Source organism: Variovorax robiniae, from assembly GCF_037889955.1.
GTDB classification, from domain to species: Bacteria; Pseudomonadota; Gammaproteobacteria; order Burkholderiales; family Burkholderiaceae_C; genus Variovorax; species Variovorax robiniae.
In genome coordinates this window covers 59,529-78,176 of the sequence record NZ_JBBKZS010000010.1, presented here as the reverse complement: position 1 = coordinate 78,176, position 18,648 = coordinate 59,529, and the positions used below count along the sequence as shown (strand labels likewise).

Sequence of the window (18,648 nt, the reverse complement as noted above, 5' to 3'; positions counted from 1 at the left end):
GGTCGATGGGCGGGCCTACCCATGCCGTAGGTGCGCGCACCCATGCGCGTGCGTGGTCGCCACCATAGGCCCAAGGCGGGGCAATGCCTACGCTCTCGACATCGCGCGGCATCGCTTTGCGGCATTCCCGCCACGGTGTTCGTTCCAGGGAGTTACAGCCATCGGCCAGCAACCAGGAGCAATCCATGCATGAAACGACGCGGAGCCCGCAAGGTCATCCGTTCGGACCCCTTCACATTGCAGAAGTGCTGCAACTGGTCCAGGCCAGCGTGCCGATCCAGCGGCGGCTGGTCCGGGCGGACGACGTCGTCATCCACGCCGGCCAGCCCTTCGCGAACCTCTATATCGTGAACACCGGCTTCTACAAGTTGGTGAGCCTTTCGGGCGAAGGGCGTGAGCAGGTGGTCGGCCTGCATTTCAAGGGCGACTGGATGGGCCTGGACGGCATTGCCGGCGGCCACTACGGCAGCGAGGCCGTGGCGCTCGACACCGGCGAGATCTGGGCCGTCAGCTACGAGGCGCTGCTGCAAGCGGCCATGTCGACGCCCGCCTTGCTCGTCGCCATGCATTCGGCGATGAGCCGGGAACTGGTGCGCGATCACGAGGCCCTGCTGTCCCTGTGCACCCTGCCGGCGGATGCGCGCGTCGCGGGCTTCCTGCGCTACTGGGCCGCAGCGCTGGAGCAGCGCGGCCTGCGCACGGACCACGTCACCTTGCGCATGTCGCGGGCCGAGATCGGCAACTACCTGGGCATGACGCTGGAGACGGTGAGCCGCGCCCTGTCCCGCATGGCGCGCGGCGAGGTGATCCACTTCGCTGAAAAGGGCCGGCGCGAGATCCACATTCCCCAGGTGCAGGCGCTCACGAGCTTCATCCAGGACGTCTGCGCCACCCCCGTGGGCGCGGCAACACTCCGCTAGTGAAAGCCCACCCCCGAAGCGCCTGCGGCGCCCAGATTGGATGCGTCGCGGGTCACGCGATCGCGTGATGGAAAACCGATATGAAAGGACAGTCATGAAGATTGCATCGTTGATCATCGCTTCGGCCGCGCTGAGCGCCGCCTCCCTCGCGCTCGCCGCGAAAGACAAGCCCCCGGCCGATGGGGCGGTCGTGGCCGCGACGGAGCCTGGCAAGGGCGTGATCGCAGGCGTCGTGGACGTCACGGCCACCGTCGAGTCGGTCGACAAGCAGAGCCGGCACCTGACCATCAAGGGGCCCAAGGGCAAGGTGTCCTCCCTGGCCGTCGGCCCCGACGTGCGCAACTTCGACCAGATCCAGGTGGGCGACCGCATCCGGGTCCGCTACGCGCAGGCGCTGACGCTGACGCTGATGAAGGACGGCAAGCAGATGCGCAGCAAGACCGAGACCGTGGATGGCGGCGCGGCGCCCGCGGGCGAGCGTCCGAGCGGCGTGGTGGGCCAGAAGGTCGAGGTCACGGCCGACGTGATCGGCGTCAACCGCAAGTCCGGGATGGTCACGCTGAAGGGGCCGGAGCACGAGGTCGACATGCGCGTGCGCGACCCCGAGCAGTTGAAGCTGATCAAGGTGGGCGACCAGGTCCATGCGGTCTACACCGAGGCCGTTGCGATGCTGGTGGAGCCGGCGCCAAAGAAGAAGTAGGGGTGCAACGCCTGCGGCGGCAAGCTTTCAAGGAGAACGCGATGAAGACAAATCGGACGTGGCGATGGGCAGCGATTCCGGTGCTCGTTGCAAGCATGGTGGCATGGAGCAACGCCAGTGCGGACGAGGTTCCACTGGTGACCGGGGAGCATTGGGCCCGCTCCAGCGAGCAGGTCAAGAAGGCCTATCTGGTGGGAATGGCCAACGTGATGCTGGTCGAGCGTGCGTACCAGGCGGTCAATGCGCCGCCCGATGCGCAGAGCATCATCCCGCGAGCGGTACGGGGGCTGAAGGGCCAGAGCCTGGACAGCGTTCGCGAAACGCTCGACCGCTGGTATGCCGCGCATCCTGATCGCTTGCAGCGGCCCGTCATCGAAACCCTGTGGTTCGAGATGATCGTGCCCGGTATCCAGCGCAATCCTTGAGGAGACAAGACATGAAGCACACCGGATGGATCATGTCGATCGTCGTGGCGGCGACGTTGTCGGCTTGCACGAACATGAACCCGCAGCAGCAAGGCACCGTGAGCGGCGCGGCCATCGGCGCCGCGGCAGGCGCAGGGATTGCCGCCATTTCCGGCGGCAGCGGCTGGACGGGCGCAGCCGTGGGCGCCGTTGCCGGCGGCGTGGCCGGCAACATCAAGGGCGGCAGGGCGCAGTGAGGGTGGCGGACTTGGGCTAACCCCCCAGCGCGATGACGATCGCCTCGACGGTTACGCCCAGCAACACCATCACCAGCGCCGCGCGCCAGGGCTTCATGCCGGCGTAGCGGCCCCATTCGTGGCCGCACACGAACATCATCGCGATGGCGATCGCACCGGAGACCCGCATGGCGGTGCGCAGGTCGGTGAAGAGCAGGAAGGGCAGCACCGGCGGAAAGGTCGACAGGAAGACCAGCAGGAACACGCCGACCCCGCCGCGCAGGTCGCGTCGCGTCAGTTCCGGGCCGGGCGTACCTTGCGCCGAGCGCGCGACCAGCCACTGCCGCGCGCGCTCGAACTCCGGTGCGCCGAGCGCACCGGACAGTTCGCCCATTTCCCTGGCAATCAGTCCGTGCGCCGTCTCCGGCTTGTCAGCCGCCAGCACGGCGCGCCGCAGCCTAGCCTGGCGGCCACGGCCGACGAGGTTGCGCAACACGTACATGACACCATCGACCACGCCCCATGCCGTGTTGCAGCCCAGCGCCGCCAGCAGCACCGCGCGGACATCCTCACGGCCGGCCGTCGCGACGCTCAGCGTGCCGGTGAAGGTGAGGACCATGAAGAGGCCGAAGAGGATCTCCGAATTCCGGTCGATGGGGTCGAGCACTCTGGCGGTCATGTGGCTCCAGTCGCGGAAGCGGTTCGGCAGTCATTCTGGCCATGTCGACCTCGCCTGAATTTGCGCTGGATCAAGGCAAGGCGAGCGCTTCCCGTCGTTAATCGGGAGTGTGGGTGATCGCGCACGGCGATCCCTTTGCCATTGCCGAATTCGAGGGGGCTCGCCATGGAAACAGCAGCATCGCGTCTCGCGCGAAGCCAGCAGATCGGGAGCAAGGTCAACACGGTCCTTCAGAAGCGCGTGCAGGTTGCGCAGGAGCAACTGACGCGGCGCGTCCGCGAGGCAGCGGAGCAAGGTCCCCGTCCGGGGCCCGGCCTGGACCCGCAAGGCTGGTTCGACTACGCCGTCGATGCGACGCAGCGTTCGATCCTTTTCTGGGACACGCTGTGGCAGCGTGGGAACGCCTTCGTGGAGGATGCGAAGGCGGGCCTCAAGCCTGTGCTGCATTTCGACTCCGAAGTCGTGCTCGACGGCCGCACGCTGGCGCGCCCGGTGAACTATGCCTTGCTGCGCATCAAGCCGCCGCCAGGCGTGACCGTCGATCCGAAGCGGCGTCCCTACATGATCATCGACCCGCGCGCCGGCCACGGCCCGGGCATCGGCGGCTTCAAGGACGATTCGCAGGTCGGTGTCGCCTTGCGTGGCGGGCATCCGGTCTACTTCGTCATCTTCTATCGCGACCCGGAGCCGGGCCAGACGCTGCTGGACGTGTGCAAGGCGGAACAGCAGTTCGTGAAGAAGGTGCGGGCCCTGCATCCGCGCAGTGCCAAACCGGCCCTCATCGGCAACTGCCAGGGCGGCTGGGCCGCGATGATGCTGGCGGCCTCGGACCCGGAGGACACCGGCCCCATCGTGATCAACGGCGCGCCGATGTCCTACTGGAGCGGCGCCCTGACCGAGGGCGAGGGCGACAACCCGATGCGCTACGCGGGTGGCCTGCTCGGCGGCACCTGGCTGGCCTCGATGACGGCCGACCTGGGCAACGGCAAGTTCGATGGCGCCCACCTGGTGCAGAACTTCGAGAACCTCAACCCGGCCAACAGCCTCTGGGACAAGTACTACCACCTGTTCGACAAGGCCGACACCGAGCCCGAGCGCTTCCTCGAATTCGCCAAGTGGTGGGGTGGCTACTACCTGATGAACCGCGAGGAGATCGAATGGATCACCCGCAACCTCTTCGTCGGCAACAAGCTGTGGAAGGGCGAGGTGAAGTCCGGTGACGACAAGTCCTTCGACCTGCGCGACATCAAGGCGCCGATCGTCCTGTTCGCATCGATGGGCGACAACATCACGCCGCCGCAGCAGGCCTTCAACTGGGTGGCGGACGTGTACGACAGCACCGCGGAGATCAAGGCGCGCGGCCAGGTCATCGTCGGGCTCGTGCACCAGAACGTCGGCCACCTGGGGATCTTCGTCTCCGGTGCGGTGGCGAAGAAGGAGCATGCACAGATCGTCTCGGTTCTCAAGACCATCGAGATGCTGCCGCCCGGGCTCTATGGCATGGCCATCACCGAGCATGGCGGGAAGAAAGGCGATCCGCACTACGAGGTCGAGTTCCAGGAGCATCGCCTCGAGGACATCGTGGCGCGCATCAACCGCCTCAAGCGTGTCGACGAGAAGCCTTTCGAGGCCGTGGCCGCGCTGTCGGATTTCAACCAGCGCGCCTACGAGCTGTTCGCACGGCCCTTCGTGCAGGCGATGGCGAACGAGCCCATGGCGGAGTTCCTGCGCAACTTCCATCCGCTGCGCTTGCAGAACTGGGCGATCTCCAGCCTCAACCCGTGGCTGTCGTGGCTGCCATCGGCGGCAGCGGCAGTCAAGACGCATCGCAAGGCCCTGGCCGAGGACCATCCGATGCGCCGCAGCGAAAAGGTGGGCTCGGAACTGATCAGCGCATCGCTGGACTACTACCGTGCCATGCGCGACGCGTCGACCGAGGCGGAGTTCTTCAGCGTCTACGCCAACATGGTCTCGATGTACATGCCGCGCGATCAGAAGATCGAGGCACTGGCACCGGTCGCCACGGAGGATCTGCCGGAGGTGAAGGATGCGCTGGCCACCATCGAAAGCGGCGGCTATCTGGAAGCGCTTGCACGCGTGGCCTTCCTGGTCGGACGCAAGGGCGAGGCGCTGCCACTCTCGCGGCTGGAACTGCGCCAGGAACTCGCCGAGACCTATGCCGACTACCTGCCCGACGTCACGCCCCACCAGTGGCGCAAGGTGCGCGGCTCGCAGGAAATCATTGCGCGCAGCGAACCCGAGCGCGCCATCGCCGCCTTGCCTGTCTTGCTGAGCGACAAGGCGGATCGCACACGCCTGCTCGAACTGCTCGACAAGGTGACGGCCGATCGCCGCGTGCTCAGCAGTGCGCCGAATGCCGCGCAGAAGGCCATGGTGGGCCGCATCCGCGCCGAACTGGGCGAAGCGGTCGCGAAGAAGAGCACACGCAAGGTGACGACACGTACTCCGGTGCGGCGCCTCGCCCAACCGCCAGCACACAAGAAAGCCGCCCGATGAGCCAAGCGCACGAGAAATACGACCGCCTGATTGCCCAATGCCAGGCGCTGCCGCCGACGCCGACGGCCGTCGTGCATCCCTGCGACCAGAGTTCGCTGGCCGGTGCCTGCGAGGCGGCGCAACTCGGCCTGATCGCGCCGATCCTGGTCGGGCCGCGCGCGCGCATCGAGAGCGTGGCCAAGGAAAACGGCCTCGACATCTCCGGCTATCCGCTGGTCGACGCGCCGCACAGCACGGCGGCGGCACAGGCGGGCGTCCAGTTGGTCCACGAGGGCAAAGCCGAGGCGCTGATGAAGGGCAGCCTGCATACCGACGAACTGATGGGAGCAGTGGTGCGGCGCGAAGGCGGACTGCGCACCGCACGCCGCGTCAGCCACTGTTTCGTCATGGATGTGCCCGGCCACCCGGACGCATTGATCATCACCGACGCGGCCATCTCCATTGCACCGACGCTGGAGGAGAAGGCCGACATCCTGCAGAACGCCATCGACCTGGCGCATGCGCTGGGGCTCGACGACGTGCGGGTGGCCATCCTGTCGGCGATGGAAACGATCAATCCGAAGGTCCCCTCCACCGTGGAAGCCGCCGCCCTGTGCAAGATGGTGGACCGCCAGCAGATCACCGGCGCGACGGTGGACGGGCCGCTCGCGCTCGACAACGCCATCAACCTGGAAGCGGCACAGATCAAGCGCATCGACTCGCCGGTCGCGGGACGCGCGAACGTGCTGATGGTGCCCAACCTCGAGTCCGGCAACATGCTGGCCAAGAGCCTGTCCTTCCTGGCAGGGGCGGATGCCGCGGGCATCGTGCTCGGTGCAAGGGTGCCGATCATCCTCACGAGCCGCGCCGATTCGGTGACCTCGCGCCTGGCCTCCTGCGCGGTGGCCGCGATGGTGGCGAAGGCACGCCGCGAGAGCCTCAAGGTGGCGGGGTGAGACATGGCATTTGAGATACCGACTCCCCCGCTGCTCGGCAAGAAGGTGCTGGTCTGCGGCATTGCCAACGAACACTCGATTGCCTACGGTTGCGCGGCGGCGTTTCGCGAACTCGGCGCGGACCTGGCCATCACCTATGTGGGCGACAAGGGCAGGACCTATGTGGAGCCACTGGCGCAGAAGCTCGAGGCGCCCATCTTCATGCCGTTGGATGTCGCGAATCCCGGCGACATGGAGGCGGTGTTCGCGCGCATCGAATCGGAATGGGGCCGGCTCGACGTCGTGGTGCATTCGATCGCATGGGCGCCGAAGGGCGACCTCCAAGGCGGGCTGTTGGATTGCTCGGCGGAAGGCTTCGCGAAGGCCATGGACATCTCCTGCCATTCCTTCGTGCGGATGGCGCGCCTGGCCGCGCCGCTGATGAAGGAGGGCGGCACGCTGCTCACCATGTCCTACTACGGGGCGAACAAGGTGGTCGCCAACTACAACGTCATGGGGCCGGTGAAGGCAGCGCTGGAAGCATCGGCGCGCTATCTCGCCTATGAATTGGGGCCACGCGGCATCCGCGTGCACGCGATCTCGCCGGGTCCGCTGAAGACGCGCGCCGCCTCCGGCCTCAAGGACTTCGACCTGCTGCTGACCGAGGCCGCGCAACGCGCGCCGCTCGGCGAACTCGTCGACATCATGGATGTCGGCTTCACCTGCGCGTTCCTTGCGACGCCCTACGCACGACGGCTGTCCGGCGAGACGCTCTATGTCGACGGCGGCGTCAACATCATGGCCTGAAGGCCGCACAAGGAGATTCAAATGGCACGTCTCTGGTTGGGCAATATCGAAAGCGGAACATCGGACGAGGACATCCGCGAGTTCCTGATGAAGTACGGGTTCCCGACCCCCGGAGAGATCCAGCATGTGGCCGACGATGGACCCCGCCCCGCCGTCGTCCTCAATTTTCCGAACGTGAACGCCGAGGCGCTGCGCCACCCCAAGGATCGCATTCACGACCTGTACTGGCGCAAGGGCAGGATCGTCGCGCAAATTCTCCGAGACGACATGGCCTGACATCGTGCAGATCCTGGACCGCCTGTTCGGACGCAAGAAGCCGGAGCCCACGCCGGCCGACGACGAACTCGACCGCATGGTCGCGCGCGTCCATGGCATGTACCCGCGCCTGCGTCATGCGCATGACCACGACGAGCGCCTGCGCTCGGCGATGGCCCGCTCCCTCGCGCACCTGCGCAAGCTGGTCGCCGACTTTCCCTCGGTGCGCGCCGTAACGGTGCAGGACTGGGGCACGGACCCTTACGTTCGCGCCTTCTTCGCCGCGGCCAACGACATCCCCGACGCCATCGGCCGCTCCCGGGACCTGCGAGCCTTCTTCACCCAGACTCCCGATGTGTTCGAAGCCCATGCCGTGCTCGGCATGGATCTGGTCGAACGCCAGGTGCTGGGCGCCTCGCACGAGGGCGGCGTGACGCGCATGGACGTGCCGCAGACGACGGTCAGCTTCACCGATCACCAGTTCCGCATCTGCGGCGGCTCGGTCATTGCGCTCAGGGACGAGATCGTGGCGCGACTGGTCGACCAACTGGGCATCGAGGCGCTGGCCACGATCTCGGCGGAAGGCGAGCGCCGCGATGAGCTCCAGCGCGAGCGCGCGCTGCTCACCACGCGGCTTCGCATCCTGGAACGGCAGGGCGCGGGCATGCGATCGATGGCGGGCGGCGGCAGCCGGGCCGACCCCGGCGAGCTGGCGCGGCTGCAGACGGAGATGGACGAGAACAGCCAGGAGCTGAGGAGCCTCGGCTCGTTGTCCGAGATCGTCGATCGCCACCTCGAGATCTTCTGCCAGGTCTTCTCCGACCCGGAGAACCGCATCCACGTCCAGGCCAGGCAGATCCGGCTCAACCGCATGAATGTGATGGTGACCGACGGGAACCCGGAAGACACCCATGTGCTGGACCTCCAGATCGCGCGCGTACCGGGCGACCCGCCGCGCGAGCGTGCCTTCGCGATCGTGCGTGTCGCGCGGACCGACATGCCTGCGGCCAGCCATTTGCTGGACCAGGCGGCGGGCCTGTTGGGTTGATGAAAGAACGCATATACAAACGAGGAGTCAGCGATGAAGCAGAGCAAGAAGGCGCACGTTCACAACCATCCCGATGAAGCGCTGCGGGAAAAGTCCGATGCGGTTGAAGCCGGCGGCAGCGAGAGCGAGGCGGCGGACGACGACAAGCCCCTGTCGAACAAGAAGTACCTGGCGGAACTCAAGAAGCTCCACGTCGAACTGGTCCGCCTGCAGCAATGGGTGCTGCATGCAGGCCTCAAGGTCTGCATCATCTTCGAGGGCCGCGACGGCGCGGGCAAGGGCGGCACCATCAAGGCCATCACCGAGCGCGTCAGCCCGCGGGTGTTCCGCGTGGTGGCGCTGACGGCGCCGACGGAACGGCAGAAGTCGCAGATGTACGTCCAGCGCTACATCCCGCATCTGCCGGCCGCGGGCGAGGTCGTGATCTTCGACCGCAGCTGGTACAACCGCGCCGGCGTGGAACGCGTCATGGGCTTCTGCACCGAGAAACAGGCGAGGGGCTTTCTCCAGGCCACGCCGCTGGTGGAGCAGGCCATCATCCAGTCGGGCGTGATCCTGCTGAAGTACTGGTTGGAGGTGAGCCCCGAGGAGCAGACCCGCCGGCTGGAGGCCCGCATCGACGACGGGCGCAAGGTGTGGAAGCTGTCGCCGATGGACGTCAAGTCGTACACGAAGTGGGACGAGTATTCGCGCGCCCGCGACGAGATGTTCCAGGCCACCGACCTGCCGTCCGCGCCCTGGTTCGTCGTGCCTTCCAACGACAAGCGGCGTGCGCGCCTGAACATGATCAAGCACCTGCTCAGCCAGATCCCGTACGAGAAAGTGCCGCAGGAGAAGGTCAAGCTGCCCAAGCGCAAGGCGCCGGGCGACTACGTCGGGCCGAAGCTGCCGCTCAAGGTCGTGCCGCAGGTCTTCTAGGCGATGGGCCCCGTCCTCCCCGCGAGGCTCAAGTTGCGCGATGGCCGCGAAGTGTGGGTGCGGGAAATCCAGCCCGACGACAAGGACGGACTTCAGGCTGCTGTCGGCCATATGTCGGTGCAATCGCGCTACATGCGCTTCATGGCCACGGTGCGAGCCATTTCCGAGCCGATGCTGGAGAAGGCGACGCATCCGGTGGCCGACAGGGAGTTCGCCCTGGTCGCGGTCGGCGACGAAGGTGGCGTGGAGAGCATCGTCGCCGGCGCGCGCTATGCCTCGGATGCGGGCAGCGACACCTGCGAGTTCGCCATCATGATCGTCGACGACTGGCAAGGACAGGGCCTGGCGCCGCGCCTCATGCAGATCCTGATGGAAGCGGCCGAGGCACACGGCTTCCGCTACATGGAAGGCTCGGTGCTGACGCAGAACACGGCCATGCGGGGGCTGGCCAGGCGGCTCGGCTTCGACGACAAGGCGGACCCGCGCGACGCCACCGTGCGCGTGGTGAAACGCGCGCTGGGGAACGTCGGTGCCGCAGCAGGAACTTGACCCTCCGGCCAGGGGCTTCGGCCTGCCGATAGCGGACTGGCTCCGCGGCTACCAGGCGGGCTGGCTGCGGGCCGACGTGCTCGCGGGGCTGATCGCGGCGGCGGTCGTCATTCCCAAGGCCTTTGCCTATGCCACGATCGCTGGCCTGCCGGTGCAGGTCGGGATCTACACGGCGCTGGTCCCGATGGTCGTCTATGCGCTGCTGGGCAGCTCACGCCCGCTCAGCGTGAGCACGACCACGACCCTGGCCATCCTCACGGGCGCCGCGCTGGCGGAAGTCTCCGCGGGCGAGGGCACGGCCAATCTCGCGGCGGCCTGCGCGACCCTGACGCTGCTCACCGGCGTGCTGCTGGTGCTCGGCGGCCTGTTTCGGCTGGGCTTTGTCGCCGACTTCATCTCGGAACCGGTGCTGGTCGGATTCAAGGCGGGCATCGGCATCGTCATCGTGCTGGACCAGGTGCCCAAGCTGATGGGCATTCATTTCGACAAGGGCTCGTTTCTCCACAACCTGCTCGCCATCGTGCAGAACATTCCGGAGGTGTCGATGCCGACCCTGGCCGTGGGTGCGATCACGGTCGTCGGGCTTATCGCGCTGGAACACTTCATCCCGCGCGCGCCGGCCCCGCTGATCGCCGTGGCCGGTGGCATCGCCGCGATGAAGTTCCTCGGGCTGGATCGCCATGGCGTGTCGATGGTCGGCGCCGTCCCGACCGGATTGCCGGGGATCTCGTTGCCGGACCTGAGGATGGTGGAGACGCTGTGGCCCGCGGCGCTGGGCATCGCGCTGATGAGCTTCACCGAGACGATCGCCGCGGGACGCGCCTTCGCCCGCAGCGGAGACCCGCCGCCGCAACCCAACCGCGAACTCGTCGCCACCGGCCTCGCGAACGCTGCCGGCGCGCTGCTGAGCGCCATGCCGGCGGGTGGCGGCACCACGCAGACGGCGGTGAACAGCCTCGCCGGTGCACGCACCCAGTTGTCGGCATTGGTGACGGCGGCGGGTTCGCTGCTCACGGCCCTGCTGCTGGCGCCCCTGATCGGGCTGATGCCGCATGCCACGCTGGCCGCGGTGGTGATCGTGTACTCGGTCGGGCTGATCAAGCCGGTCGAGTTCAGGGACATCGCCCGCGTGCGGCGCACCGAGTTCGTCTGGGCCCTGGTGGCGGCCGCGGGCGTGGTGCTGCTCGGCACGCTGCAAGGCATCGTGGTGGCGATCATCGTGTCGCTCGTGGCGCTGGCCTGGCAGATGTCGGACCCGCCGGTGCAGGTGCTCGGCCGCAAGCCCGGTACCAACGTGATGCGGCCGCGCAGCGACGAGCATCCCGGGGACGAAACCTTTCCGGGGCTGCTGGTCGTCCGGCCGGAAGGGCGCATCTTCTTCGCCAATGCGCACCAGGTCGGGCGCAAGGTGCAGGCCCTGATCGATGCCGCGAAGCCCAAGGTCGTGGTACTCGACATGGGCGGCGTGTTCGACATCGAATACACCGCGCTGAAGATGCTGATAGACGCCGAACAGCGACTGCGCGACAAGGGTGTCGAACTGTGGCTCTCGCGCCTGAATCCTGCCGTGCTGGACATGGTGCAGCGATCGCCGCTCGGTGCGACGCTGGGCCGCGAGCGAATGCTGCTCAATACCGAACAGGCCATCGCGCGTTACCAGGGCGCTTCGAGCCTTGTACGTGTCGACCGCAACGGGCTCGCCGATGAGCAAGGCGACTGACACCGCCAGCGTCGGCCACGCGGCGGGCCTGGCGCATCTGCCGGTGAGTCTTTTCGGCTCGGTCATGGGCTTGTGCGGCCTGGCGCTGGCCTGGCGGCTCGCGGCGGTCGAGTTCGGCCTGCCTTCGTGGGTGGGCGCGGTGCTGGGCCATGTGGCAGTGCTCGTCTTCGTCGCATTGGTCGTGGCCTATGCGCTCAAGTGCCTTCAATCGCCTGCCGCGGTGCGCGCCGAATTCGCGCATCCCGTCGCGGCCAACTTCTTCTCGACGCCGATCATCTCGTTGTTGCTGCTGCCGGCCGTCGTCGCGCCCTATGCGCCGGCGGTGGCCAGTGTGCTGTGGCTCGTCGGCACCCTGGCGATGCTCGGCTTCGCCTGGCTGATCGTGAGCCGCTGGATGAGCGTGCGGCAACAGATCGCGCATGCCACGCCCGCCTGGATCGTTCCGGTGGTCGGGACGATCAACATCTCGTATTCGGGTGTTCCGGTGGACGTGCCCGGCTCGCATCCCGTGTGCGTCTTCGCGCTGGCAGTGGGGTTGTTCTTCGCGGTGCCACTCTTCACGCTGATCATGTCCCGGCTGGTCTTCGAGGCGCCGATGCCGCAGGCGCTGCAGCCTTCGTTGATGATCCTGGTGGCGCCCTTTGCGGTGGGCTTCTCGGCCTATCTCAATGTGGCGGGGCGGCTCGACCTGTTCGGGGAGTCGCTGTTCTACCTGGCGGTCTTCATGTTCGCGATCCTGTGCCCCAAGCTGTTGCGCCTGCGCAGTTGCTCGCCATTCCACACCTCATGGTGGGCCGTGAGTTTTCCGCTGGCGGCCTTGACGCTGGCGGCGCTGAAGTTCTGCATCGAGCGCCCCTGGTGGCTCGCACAAGCTTTCGCGCTGGCATTGCTCGCATTCACGACCTTCGTGATCGTGTCGATGGGCTTGCGCACCACCGTCGGCATCGCGCAAGGCGGACTGCGCGAACTGACGCTTTGAACGGATGCTCGAATGACCGTACTCGTCATTGCTGAACATGAGGGCGCCACCGTGAAGGCCGCGACCCTGCACGTGGTCACCGCCGCGCTGGCGTGCGCAAGCGGCGAGGTGCATGCGCTCGTGGCCGGTGCGGGCGCTGGGGAGGCGGCCAGCAGCGCGGCGCGGATTGCGGGCGTGACCCGCGTCATCGTCGCGCAGAGCCCGTCGCTGGCCGACAACCTGGCCGAGAACCTGGGCGCGCAGATCCTGTCGATGGCGCCGGCGTACAGCCACATCGTGTTCGCGGCCAGCGCCCATGGCAAGAACGTCGCCCCGCGCGTCGCGGCACTGCTGGACGTGGCGCAGGTCAGCGAGATCACCAGGGTCGTTGCGCCGGACATCTTCGAGCGGCCGGTCTACGCGGGCAACGTCATCGCCACGGTGCAAAGCAGCGATTCCATCAAGGTGTTGACGGTGCGCACCAGCAGCTTCATTGCGGCAGCAGCCAGCGGAGGCAGCGCCGACGTGCAACATGTGGAAGGCGTGCCTGGCACCTGCAAGACCACCTTCATCGGCCGGGAGCACAGCAAGAGCGAACGTCCGGAACTGGGCGCCGCCCAGGTCATCGTTGCCGGTGGGCGCGGCCTGGGGAGCGCTGCGAACTTCATGGCGGTGCTGGCACCCTTGGCGGACAAGCTGAACGCGGGCCTCGGTGCCAGCCTGGCCGCCGTCGAGGACGGCTTCGCACCCAACGACTGGCAGGTGGGCCAATCGGGCCGGATCGTGGCGCCGGAGCTGTACATCGCCTGCGGCATCTCCGGCTCGGTCCAGCACCTGACCGGCATCCGCGACGCGAAGGTGATCGTCGCGATCAATTCGGACGAGGAAGCGCCGATCTTCGAACTGGCGGATTACGGGCTGGTCGCCGACCTTTTCGTCGCGGTGCCCGAGCTGATTGCGGCACTTGAAACAGCAGGAAAGAGATGAAGCACGGCCCATCCGACGAAGGTAGGATTTGCCACGGTTCTTTCGCTGAACTAGCATCGCCGCGCGACGTTCTCGCCAGGCAACATCCACGACTGCAAGAGCGCAGAGCAGACCCTGCTCACTGCGCCCCAAGGAACAAGGAGAAGACGATGCGAGTGAAGCTCATGCTGGCCGCCAACTTCGTGTGTGCGAGCGCGGCATTTGCGCAGTCCAGCACCGGACAGGCCCCCATCACCAGCAGCAGCGTGACGCTCTTCGGCATCGTGGACATGGCCGTCACGTATGGCACCGGAAGCGACGCGAGCAAGACACAGCTGTCCACCGGGGCCTACCAACCTTCGAGGTTCGGCTTTCGCGGCAACGAGGCGCTGGGTGGCGGACTGGGCGTCAACTTCTGGCTGGAAGCCGGCTTCAATGCCGACGACGGCAGCGGCGTCGCAGGCAATACCAACAACACGCCCGGCGGTGCCACGTCGGGCGACTTCATCTCCTTCAGCCGGCGTGCCACGGTCAGCCTGATCGACATCTGGGGCGAGGTGCGCCTGGGGCGGGACTTCACGGCCATCTACCGGAACCGCGAGCAGATCGATCCCTTCGGCACGAACGGCGTCGGCGCCTCGCAGCCGCATGTCGGCACGCTGGGCGGACCCACGGCCACGCGCGCGTCGAACATGGTCGGCTACTTCCTGCCGCCGGGCCTGGGCGGCTTCTTCGGGGAAGTCCAGTACTTCATGGGCGAGAACATCCAGTACAGCCCGGCCCCCATCACGAATCCGAACCTGAAGGACGGCAATGGCTATGCCGCGCGCATCGGCTGGGGCATCGGCGGGTTCGCGGTGGCGCTCAGTTCTTCGGAGACGAAGTTCGCGCGCAGCGACACGACCGGCAACATCAACTCGTGGAACGTCGGCACCTCCTACGACTTCGGATTCCTGAAGCTTTCGGGCGGCTACTACCGCGACAAGGTCGACAGCTTCGTGCCCCTCACCGGCACCGGGTATCTGGTCGGCGGCACCATTCCGGTCTTCGGTGTCGATCAAGTGCGCGTGTCCTACTCGGAATACGGCACCGACGCGTTTGGCGATCCGCGCACCCGCAAGTTCGCGATCGGCTATGTCTACGCCTTCTCCAAGCGCACATTGGCCTACGCCACCTACGCGCACCTGGACAACCGAGGCGGAGCGTCGGCCGCGCTCGCCGGATCCCTGACCGCACCTGACCGGAGTTCCAATGGCTACGACTTCGGCTTGCGGCACAGCTTCTGATGCCCCGGCGGCACCAAGGAGAAGACGAATGAGAGTCCCGACAGCAGTTCTCGTGATCGCGATGGTGCTTCCGGCAGCGGCGATCTCACAGCCTGCGGGCACCGATGCCGAATCGGCGAGGGCCGCGCGGATGAAGGCAGGCTACGAGGCCGCGCGTGGCCCGCAGATGGGCGAGGGCAATCCGATTCCCGATCCGCGGCGCCTTTATTCGGCCGAGGAGCGCGAGGCCGCGTACAAGGCGCGCCGAACGCCTGCCGCCCCCGCCGCAAAGCCTGCGGAACCCGCGCCGCTGCCAGGCTACTTCAGCCCCGAGCGCGATGCGGTGCGCGCGCCCTACAAGACCGAGGCCGCGCGCGCCAACAAGGCGGGCGAGATCCGCGCGGGCGAGTTGAGCTACTGAGTTGCACTGGGCGCCGTGGCGATCCAACCAAAGTAGGATTTTCGCGCCGCGCGCCGGGGAATAGCGTTAGGTCGTGGAGTCGCGGAGCACCTGCGAGCGCGAGATCGTCGCGCACGTCGCCAGGGGCTTCTCGACACCAGGATCGATTTCACCGGGGGCGGGTCAATGGCTCGCCTGGAATGCCGCCTGGCGGCGAATTCAGATGCGACGAGCAGAAGGAGACAGAGATGGACACCCCACTTGCGTTTGATCTCGTGAGCACGATGGCGGGGGGCGCATGGCGCGATTTCAAGCCCGGCATCTGGCAGAGCCGGGTCAACGTGCGCGACTTCATCCAGCGCAACTACACACCCTACGAAGGCGATGGCAGCTTCCTGCAGGGGGCCACGCCGCGCACCCTGGCGATGTGGGACAAGCTCAAGCCGCTGCTGGCGCAGGAACGCGAGAAGGGCATCCTCGGTGTCTCGCAGATCCCCTCGGGCATCCTGGCGCACGATGCCGGCTACATCGACAAGGAGCAGGAGATCATCGTGGGCTTGCAGACCGACGCGCCGCTGGTGCGCGCGATCATGCCCTACGGTGGTTGGCGCGTGGTGGAGGACAGCCTGCGCGCCTATGGCTACGAGCCGGACCCGGCGCTGGTCGACATCTTCACGAAGTATCGCAAGACGCACAACGCCGGTGTCTTCGATGCCTACACGCCCGACATCCGCCGGGCGCGCTCGGCCTCCGTCGTCACAGGCCTGCCGGATGCCTATGGGCGCGGACGCATCATCGGCGACTACCGCCGGGTCGCGCTGTACGGCGTCGACTTCCTGGTGAGCGACAAGGAACGCGAGAAGGCGGAACTCGACGAGCGGCATTCATCGGAAGAGGTCATCCGCCTGCGCGAGGAACTGTCCGAGCAGATCCGCTCGCTCAAGGAACTCAAGGAGATGGGCGCGCGCTACGGCTACGACATTTCCGGCCCCGCGTCGAATGCGCGCGAGGCGGTGCAATGGACCTACTTCGGCTACCTCGCCGCCATCAAGCAGCAGAACGGCGCGGCCATGTCGGCCGGTCGCCTCTCGACCTTCTGGGACATCTACTTCGAGCGCGACATCCGCGAGGGCAAGCTCAACGAACAGCAGGCGCAGGAGATCATCGACGACCTGGTGATCAAGTGGCGCATCGTCCGCTTCCTGCGCGCACCTGAATACAACGCGCTGTTCTCCGGCGACCCGGTGTGGGTCACCGAAGTGGTGGGCGGGCAGGGCGAGGATGGCCGCACGCTGGTGACGAAGAGCGCTTTCCGCATGCTGCACACGCTCAACAACCTCGGCCCGGCGCCCGAGCCCAACCTGACCGTGTTCTGGTCGACCAACCTGCCCGACGGCTTCAAGCGCTTCGCCATCAAGACCTCGATCGACACCAGTTCCATCCAGTACGAATCCGACGACCTGATGCGCCCGAAGTGGGGCGACGACTGCGCGATTGCCTGCTGCGTGTCGGCCATGCGCGTGGGCAAGCAGATGCAGTACTTCGGCGCGCGGGTGAACCTGCCGAAGACGCTGCTCTACGCACTGAACGGCGGGCGCGACGAGGTGAGCGGCGCGCAGGTCGGGCCGCAGCTCGCGCCGGTGACGGGCGATGTGCTCGATTACGACCAGGTGATGGAGCGGCTGGACCCGATGATGGACTGGCTCGCGAAGACCTACGTCAACGCGCTCAACATCATCCACTTCATGCACGACAAGTACGCCTATGAAGCGATCGAGATGGCGCTGCATGACCGCGACGTGCTGCGCACGCTGGCCTGCGGCATCGCCGGCCTCTCGCATACGGCGGACAGCCTGTCGGCGATCAAGTTCGCGAAGGTCAAGCCGATCCGCGACGAACGCGGGCTCATCACCTCCTTCGAGACCACGGGCGAATATCCCTGCTTCGGCAACAACGACGACCAGGTCGACGACATCGCGCGCGACCTGGTGTCGAAGATGATGAGCAAGATCCGCATGTACCCGAGCTATCGCAATGCGGTGCACACGCAGTCGGTGCTGACCATCACGTCGAACGTGGTCTACGGCAAGGGCACCGGCGACACGCCGGACGGACGCAAGAAGGGCGAGCCCTTCGCACCGGGCGCCAACCCGTCCAACGGGCGCGATACGCATGGCGCGCTGGCGGCGCTGATGTCGGTCGCGAAGATCCCTTACGACGACGCGGAGGACGGCATCTCGCTCACGCTGTCGGTGGTGCCCTCGGCGCTCGGCAACGAGGACGATCGCCTCGCCCGCGGCGTGGGTGCGCTCGACGCGTACTTCGGCAGCGGCGGCTTCCACGTCAACATCAACGTGCTGAACCGCGAGACCCTGCAGGACGCGATGGAACATCCCGAGAAGTACCCGCAACTCACCATCCGGGTCTCGGGCTATGCCGTCAACTTCATCAAGCTGAACCGGGAGCAGCAACTCGACGTGATCAACCGCACCTTCCACGGCGCGATGTAGGGAAGCCGCCATGGCCCAGTCACTCAGCGGCAGCCGGTATGAACTGCACGTCACGAGGCAGGGCGCAAAGGAGACGAAGTCGCAGGACTACTACACGATCCATGCGGGTGACCTGGAGGAGGCCGTCGATGCCGGGGATGAGATCGTCGGCCACGTGCATTCCTGGGAGGTGGGCAGCACGGTCGACGGCCCGGGCCTGCGCTTCGTGGCCTTCCTGACGGGCTGCTTCCTGCGCTGCCAGTACTGCCACAACCCGGACACCTGGCACAAGCACAACGGCCGGCCGGTGACGGTCGCGCGCGCCATGCAGGAGATCAAGAAGTACGCACAGGTGCTGAAGATCAGCAAGGGCGGCGTCACGATCTCCGGCGGCGAGCCGATGGTGCAGAAGCCTTTCATCATGCAGATCTTCAGGCGCTGCAAGGAGCTCGGGCTGCACACCTGCATCGACACCGCCGGGCGCCTGGGCGAGCGCATGACGGACGAGGACCTGTCGTACATCGACCTGCACCTGCTCGATATCAAGTCCGGCGACCCGGTCATCTACGAGCAGCTCACGCGCCAGCCGCTGCAACCGACGCTGGACTATGCGCGCCGGCTGTCCGACCTGGGGCGCCCGATGTGGGTGCGCTTCGTGCTCGTGCCGGGGCTGACCGATGGCTTCGACAACGTGGAGAAGGTGGCCGAGGTGTGCGCCGGTCTGAAGTCGCTGGAGCGCGTCGAGATCCTGCGCTTCCACCAGATGGGCAAGGACAAGTGGGAACAGCTCGGCCTCGACTACCCGCTGAAGGATGTGGAGCCGCCATCCCCGGAACTGACCGAGCGCGTGCGCGGCCAGTTCCGCAGCCGCGGCCTCACCGTGTATTGATCCAGACAACAAGA

General features: G+C 66.7%; 19 protein-coding genes. 18 read left to right on the top strand and 1 reads right to left on the bottom strand.

What is annotated here, in order from left to right; genetic code table 11:
• The first annotated feature begins 185 nt into the window (after positions 1-185).
• From WKW79_RS22225 to WKW79_RS22210, 4 genes are all read left to right on the top strand, one after another.
• Complete coding sequence (locus tag WKW79_RS22225) at positions 186-920, top strand: Crp/Fnr family transcriptional regulator (RefSeq protein WP_340337383.1); 735 nt, start codon at positions 186-188, stop codon at positions 918-920.
• A gap of 94 nt (positions 921-1,014) precedes the next feature.
• Positions 1,015-1,620 carry a hypothetical protein gene (locus WKW79_RS22220; RefSeq protein ID WP_340337382.1) on the top strand — a complete coding sequence of 202 codons (606 nt, stop codon included), beginning with the start codon at positions 1,015-1,017 and terminating at the stop codon, positions 1,618-1,620.
• Between the two features lie 41 nt (positions 1,621-1,661).
• The gene (locus WKW79_RS22215) at positions 1,662-2,045 is read left to right on the top strand and encodes a hypothetical protein (RefSeq protein ID WP_340337381.1); all 384 of its coding nucleotides are present in this window, start codon (positions 1,662-1,664) and stop codon (positions 2,043-2,045) included.
• 11 nt (positions 2,046-2,056) lie between these two features.
• Positions 2,057-2,281 (top strand): YMGG-like glycine zipper-containing protein, encoded by a 225-nt coding sequence (locus WKW79_RS22210; protein ID WP_340337380.1) that lies wholly within the window; start codon positions 2,057-2,059, stop codon positions 2,279-2,281.
• A gap of 16 nt (positions 2,282-2,297) precedes the next feature.
• Here the strand turns inward: WKW79_RS22210 and WKW79_RS22205 are convergent, their stop codons facing one another.
• The gene (locus tag WKW79_RS22205) at positions 2,298-2,939 is read right to left on the bottom strand and encodes a VIT1/CCC1 transporter family protein (RefSeq protein ID WP_340337379.1); all 642 of its coding nucleotides are present in this window, start codon (positions 2,937-2,939) and stop codon (positions 2,298-2,300) included.
• A 165-nt stretch (positions 2,940-3,104) separates the two neighbouring features.
• Here WKW79_RS22205 and WKW79_RS22200 point away from each other — a divergent pair, with 165 nt between their 5' ends.
• From WKW79_RS22200 to pflA, 14 genes are all read left to right on the top strand, one after another.
• Entirely contained in the window at positions 3,105-5,456 is a 2,352-nt protein-coding gene (locus tag WKW79_RS22200; protein ID WP_340337378.1) for a DUF3141 domain-containing protein, read from the top strand.
• Positions 5,453-6,391 carry a phosphate acetyltransferase gene (locus WKW79_RS22195; protein WP_340337377.1) on the top strand — a complete coding sequence of 313 codons (939 nt, stop codon included), beginning with the start codon at positions 5,453-5,455 and terminating at the stop codon, positions 6,389-6,391. Before WKW79_RS22200 ends, WKW79_RS22195 begins: the two co-directional genes overlap by 4 nt.
• Before the next feature lie 3 nt (positions 6,392-6,394).
• Entirely contained in the window at positions 6,395-7,177 is a 783-nt protein-coding gene (fabI, locus tag WKW79_RS22190) for an enoyl-ACP reductase FabI (RefSeq protein ID WP_340337376.1), read from the top strand.
• Positions 7,178-7,198: 21 nt separating this feature from the next.
• Positions 7,199-7,453, top strand: a complete 255-nt coding sequence (locus tag WKW79_RS22185; protein ID WP_340337375.1) for an RNA-binding protein — start codon at positions 7,199-7,201, stop codon at positions 7,451-7,453.
• A gap of 4 nt (positions 7,454-7,457) precedes the next feature.
• Positions 7,458-8,480, top strand: coding sequence for a hypothetical protein (locus tag WKW79_RS22180; protein WP_340337374.1), 1,023 nt, complete (start codon positions 7,458-7,460; stop codon positions 8,478-8,480).
• Between the two features lie 33 nt (positions 8,481-8,513).
• The gene (gene ppk2 / locus WKW79_RS22175) at positions 8,514-9,398 is read left to right on the top strand and encodes a polyphosphate kinase 2 (protein WP_340337373.1); all 885 of its coding nucleotides are present in this window, start codon (positions 8,514-8,516) and stop codon (positions 9,396-9,398) included.
• A gap of 3 nt (positions 9,399-9,401) precedes the next feature.
• Complete coding sequence (locus WKW79_RS22170) at positions 9,402-9,947, top strand: GNAT family N-acetyltransferase (protein WP_340337372.1); 546 nt, start codon at positions 9,402-9,404, stop codon at positions 9,945-9,947.
• Positions 9,928-11,667, top strand: a complete 1,740-nt coding sequence (locus tag WKW79_RS22165) for a SulP family inorganic anion transporter (protein WP_340337371.1) — start codon at positions 9,928-9,930, stop codon at positions 11,665-11,667. Before WKW79_RS22170 ends, WKW79_RS22165 begins: the two co-directional genes overlap by 20 nt.
• On the top strand, positions 11,651-12,646 hold the full coding sequence (locus WKW79_RS22160; RefSeq protein ID WP_340337370.1) for an SLAC1 anion channel family protein: 996 nt from the start codon (positions 11,651-11,653) through the stop codon (positions 12,644-12,646). The genes WKW79_RS22165 and WKW79_RS22160 overlap by 17 nt, the downstream gene beginning before the upstream one ends.
• Positions 12,647-12,658: 12 nt before the next feature.
• On the top strand, positions 12,659-13,612 hold the full coding sequence (locus WKW79_RS22155) for an electron transfer flavoprotein subunit alpha/FixB family protein (RefSeq protein WP_340337369.1): 954 nt from the start codon (positions 12,659-12,661) through the stop codon (positions 13,610-13,612).
• Between the two features lie 149 nt (positions 13,613-13,761).
• Positions 13,762-14,877 carry a porin gene (locus tag WKW79_RS22150; protein ID WP_340337368.1) on the top strand — a complete coding sequence of 372 codons (1,116 nt, stop codon included), beginning with the start codon at positions 13,762-13,764 and terminating at the stop codon, positions 14,875-14,877.
• Between the two features lie 28 nt (positions 14,878-14,905).
• A complete protein-coding gene (locus tag WKW79_RS22145; RefSeq protein ID WP_340337367.1) occupies positions 14,906-15,277 on the top strand; it encodes a hypothetical protein in 372 nt (123 codons plus the stop codon).
• 227 nt (positions 15,278-15,504) lie between these two features.
• Positions 15,505-17,766, top strand: a complete 2,262-nt coding sequence (gene pflB, locus WKW79_RS22140; protein WP_422823942.1) for a formate C-acetyltransferase — start codon at positions 15,505-15,507, stop codon at positions 17,764-17,766.
• A gap of 10 nt (positions 17,767-17,776) precedes the next feature.
• Positions 17,777-18,634: a pyruvate formate-lyase-activating protein gene (gene pflA, locus WKW79_RS22135; RefSeq protein WP_340337365.1), complete on the top strand. Its 858-nt coding sequence runs from the start codon at positions 17,777-17,779 to the stop codon at positions 18,632-18,634.
• Positions 18,635-18,648: the final 14 nt, after the last annotated feature.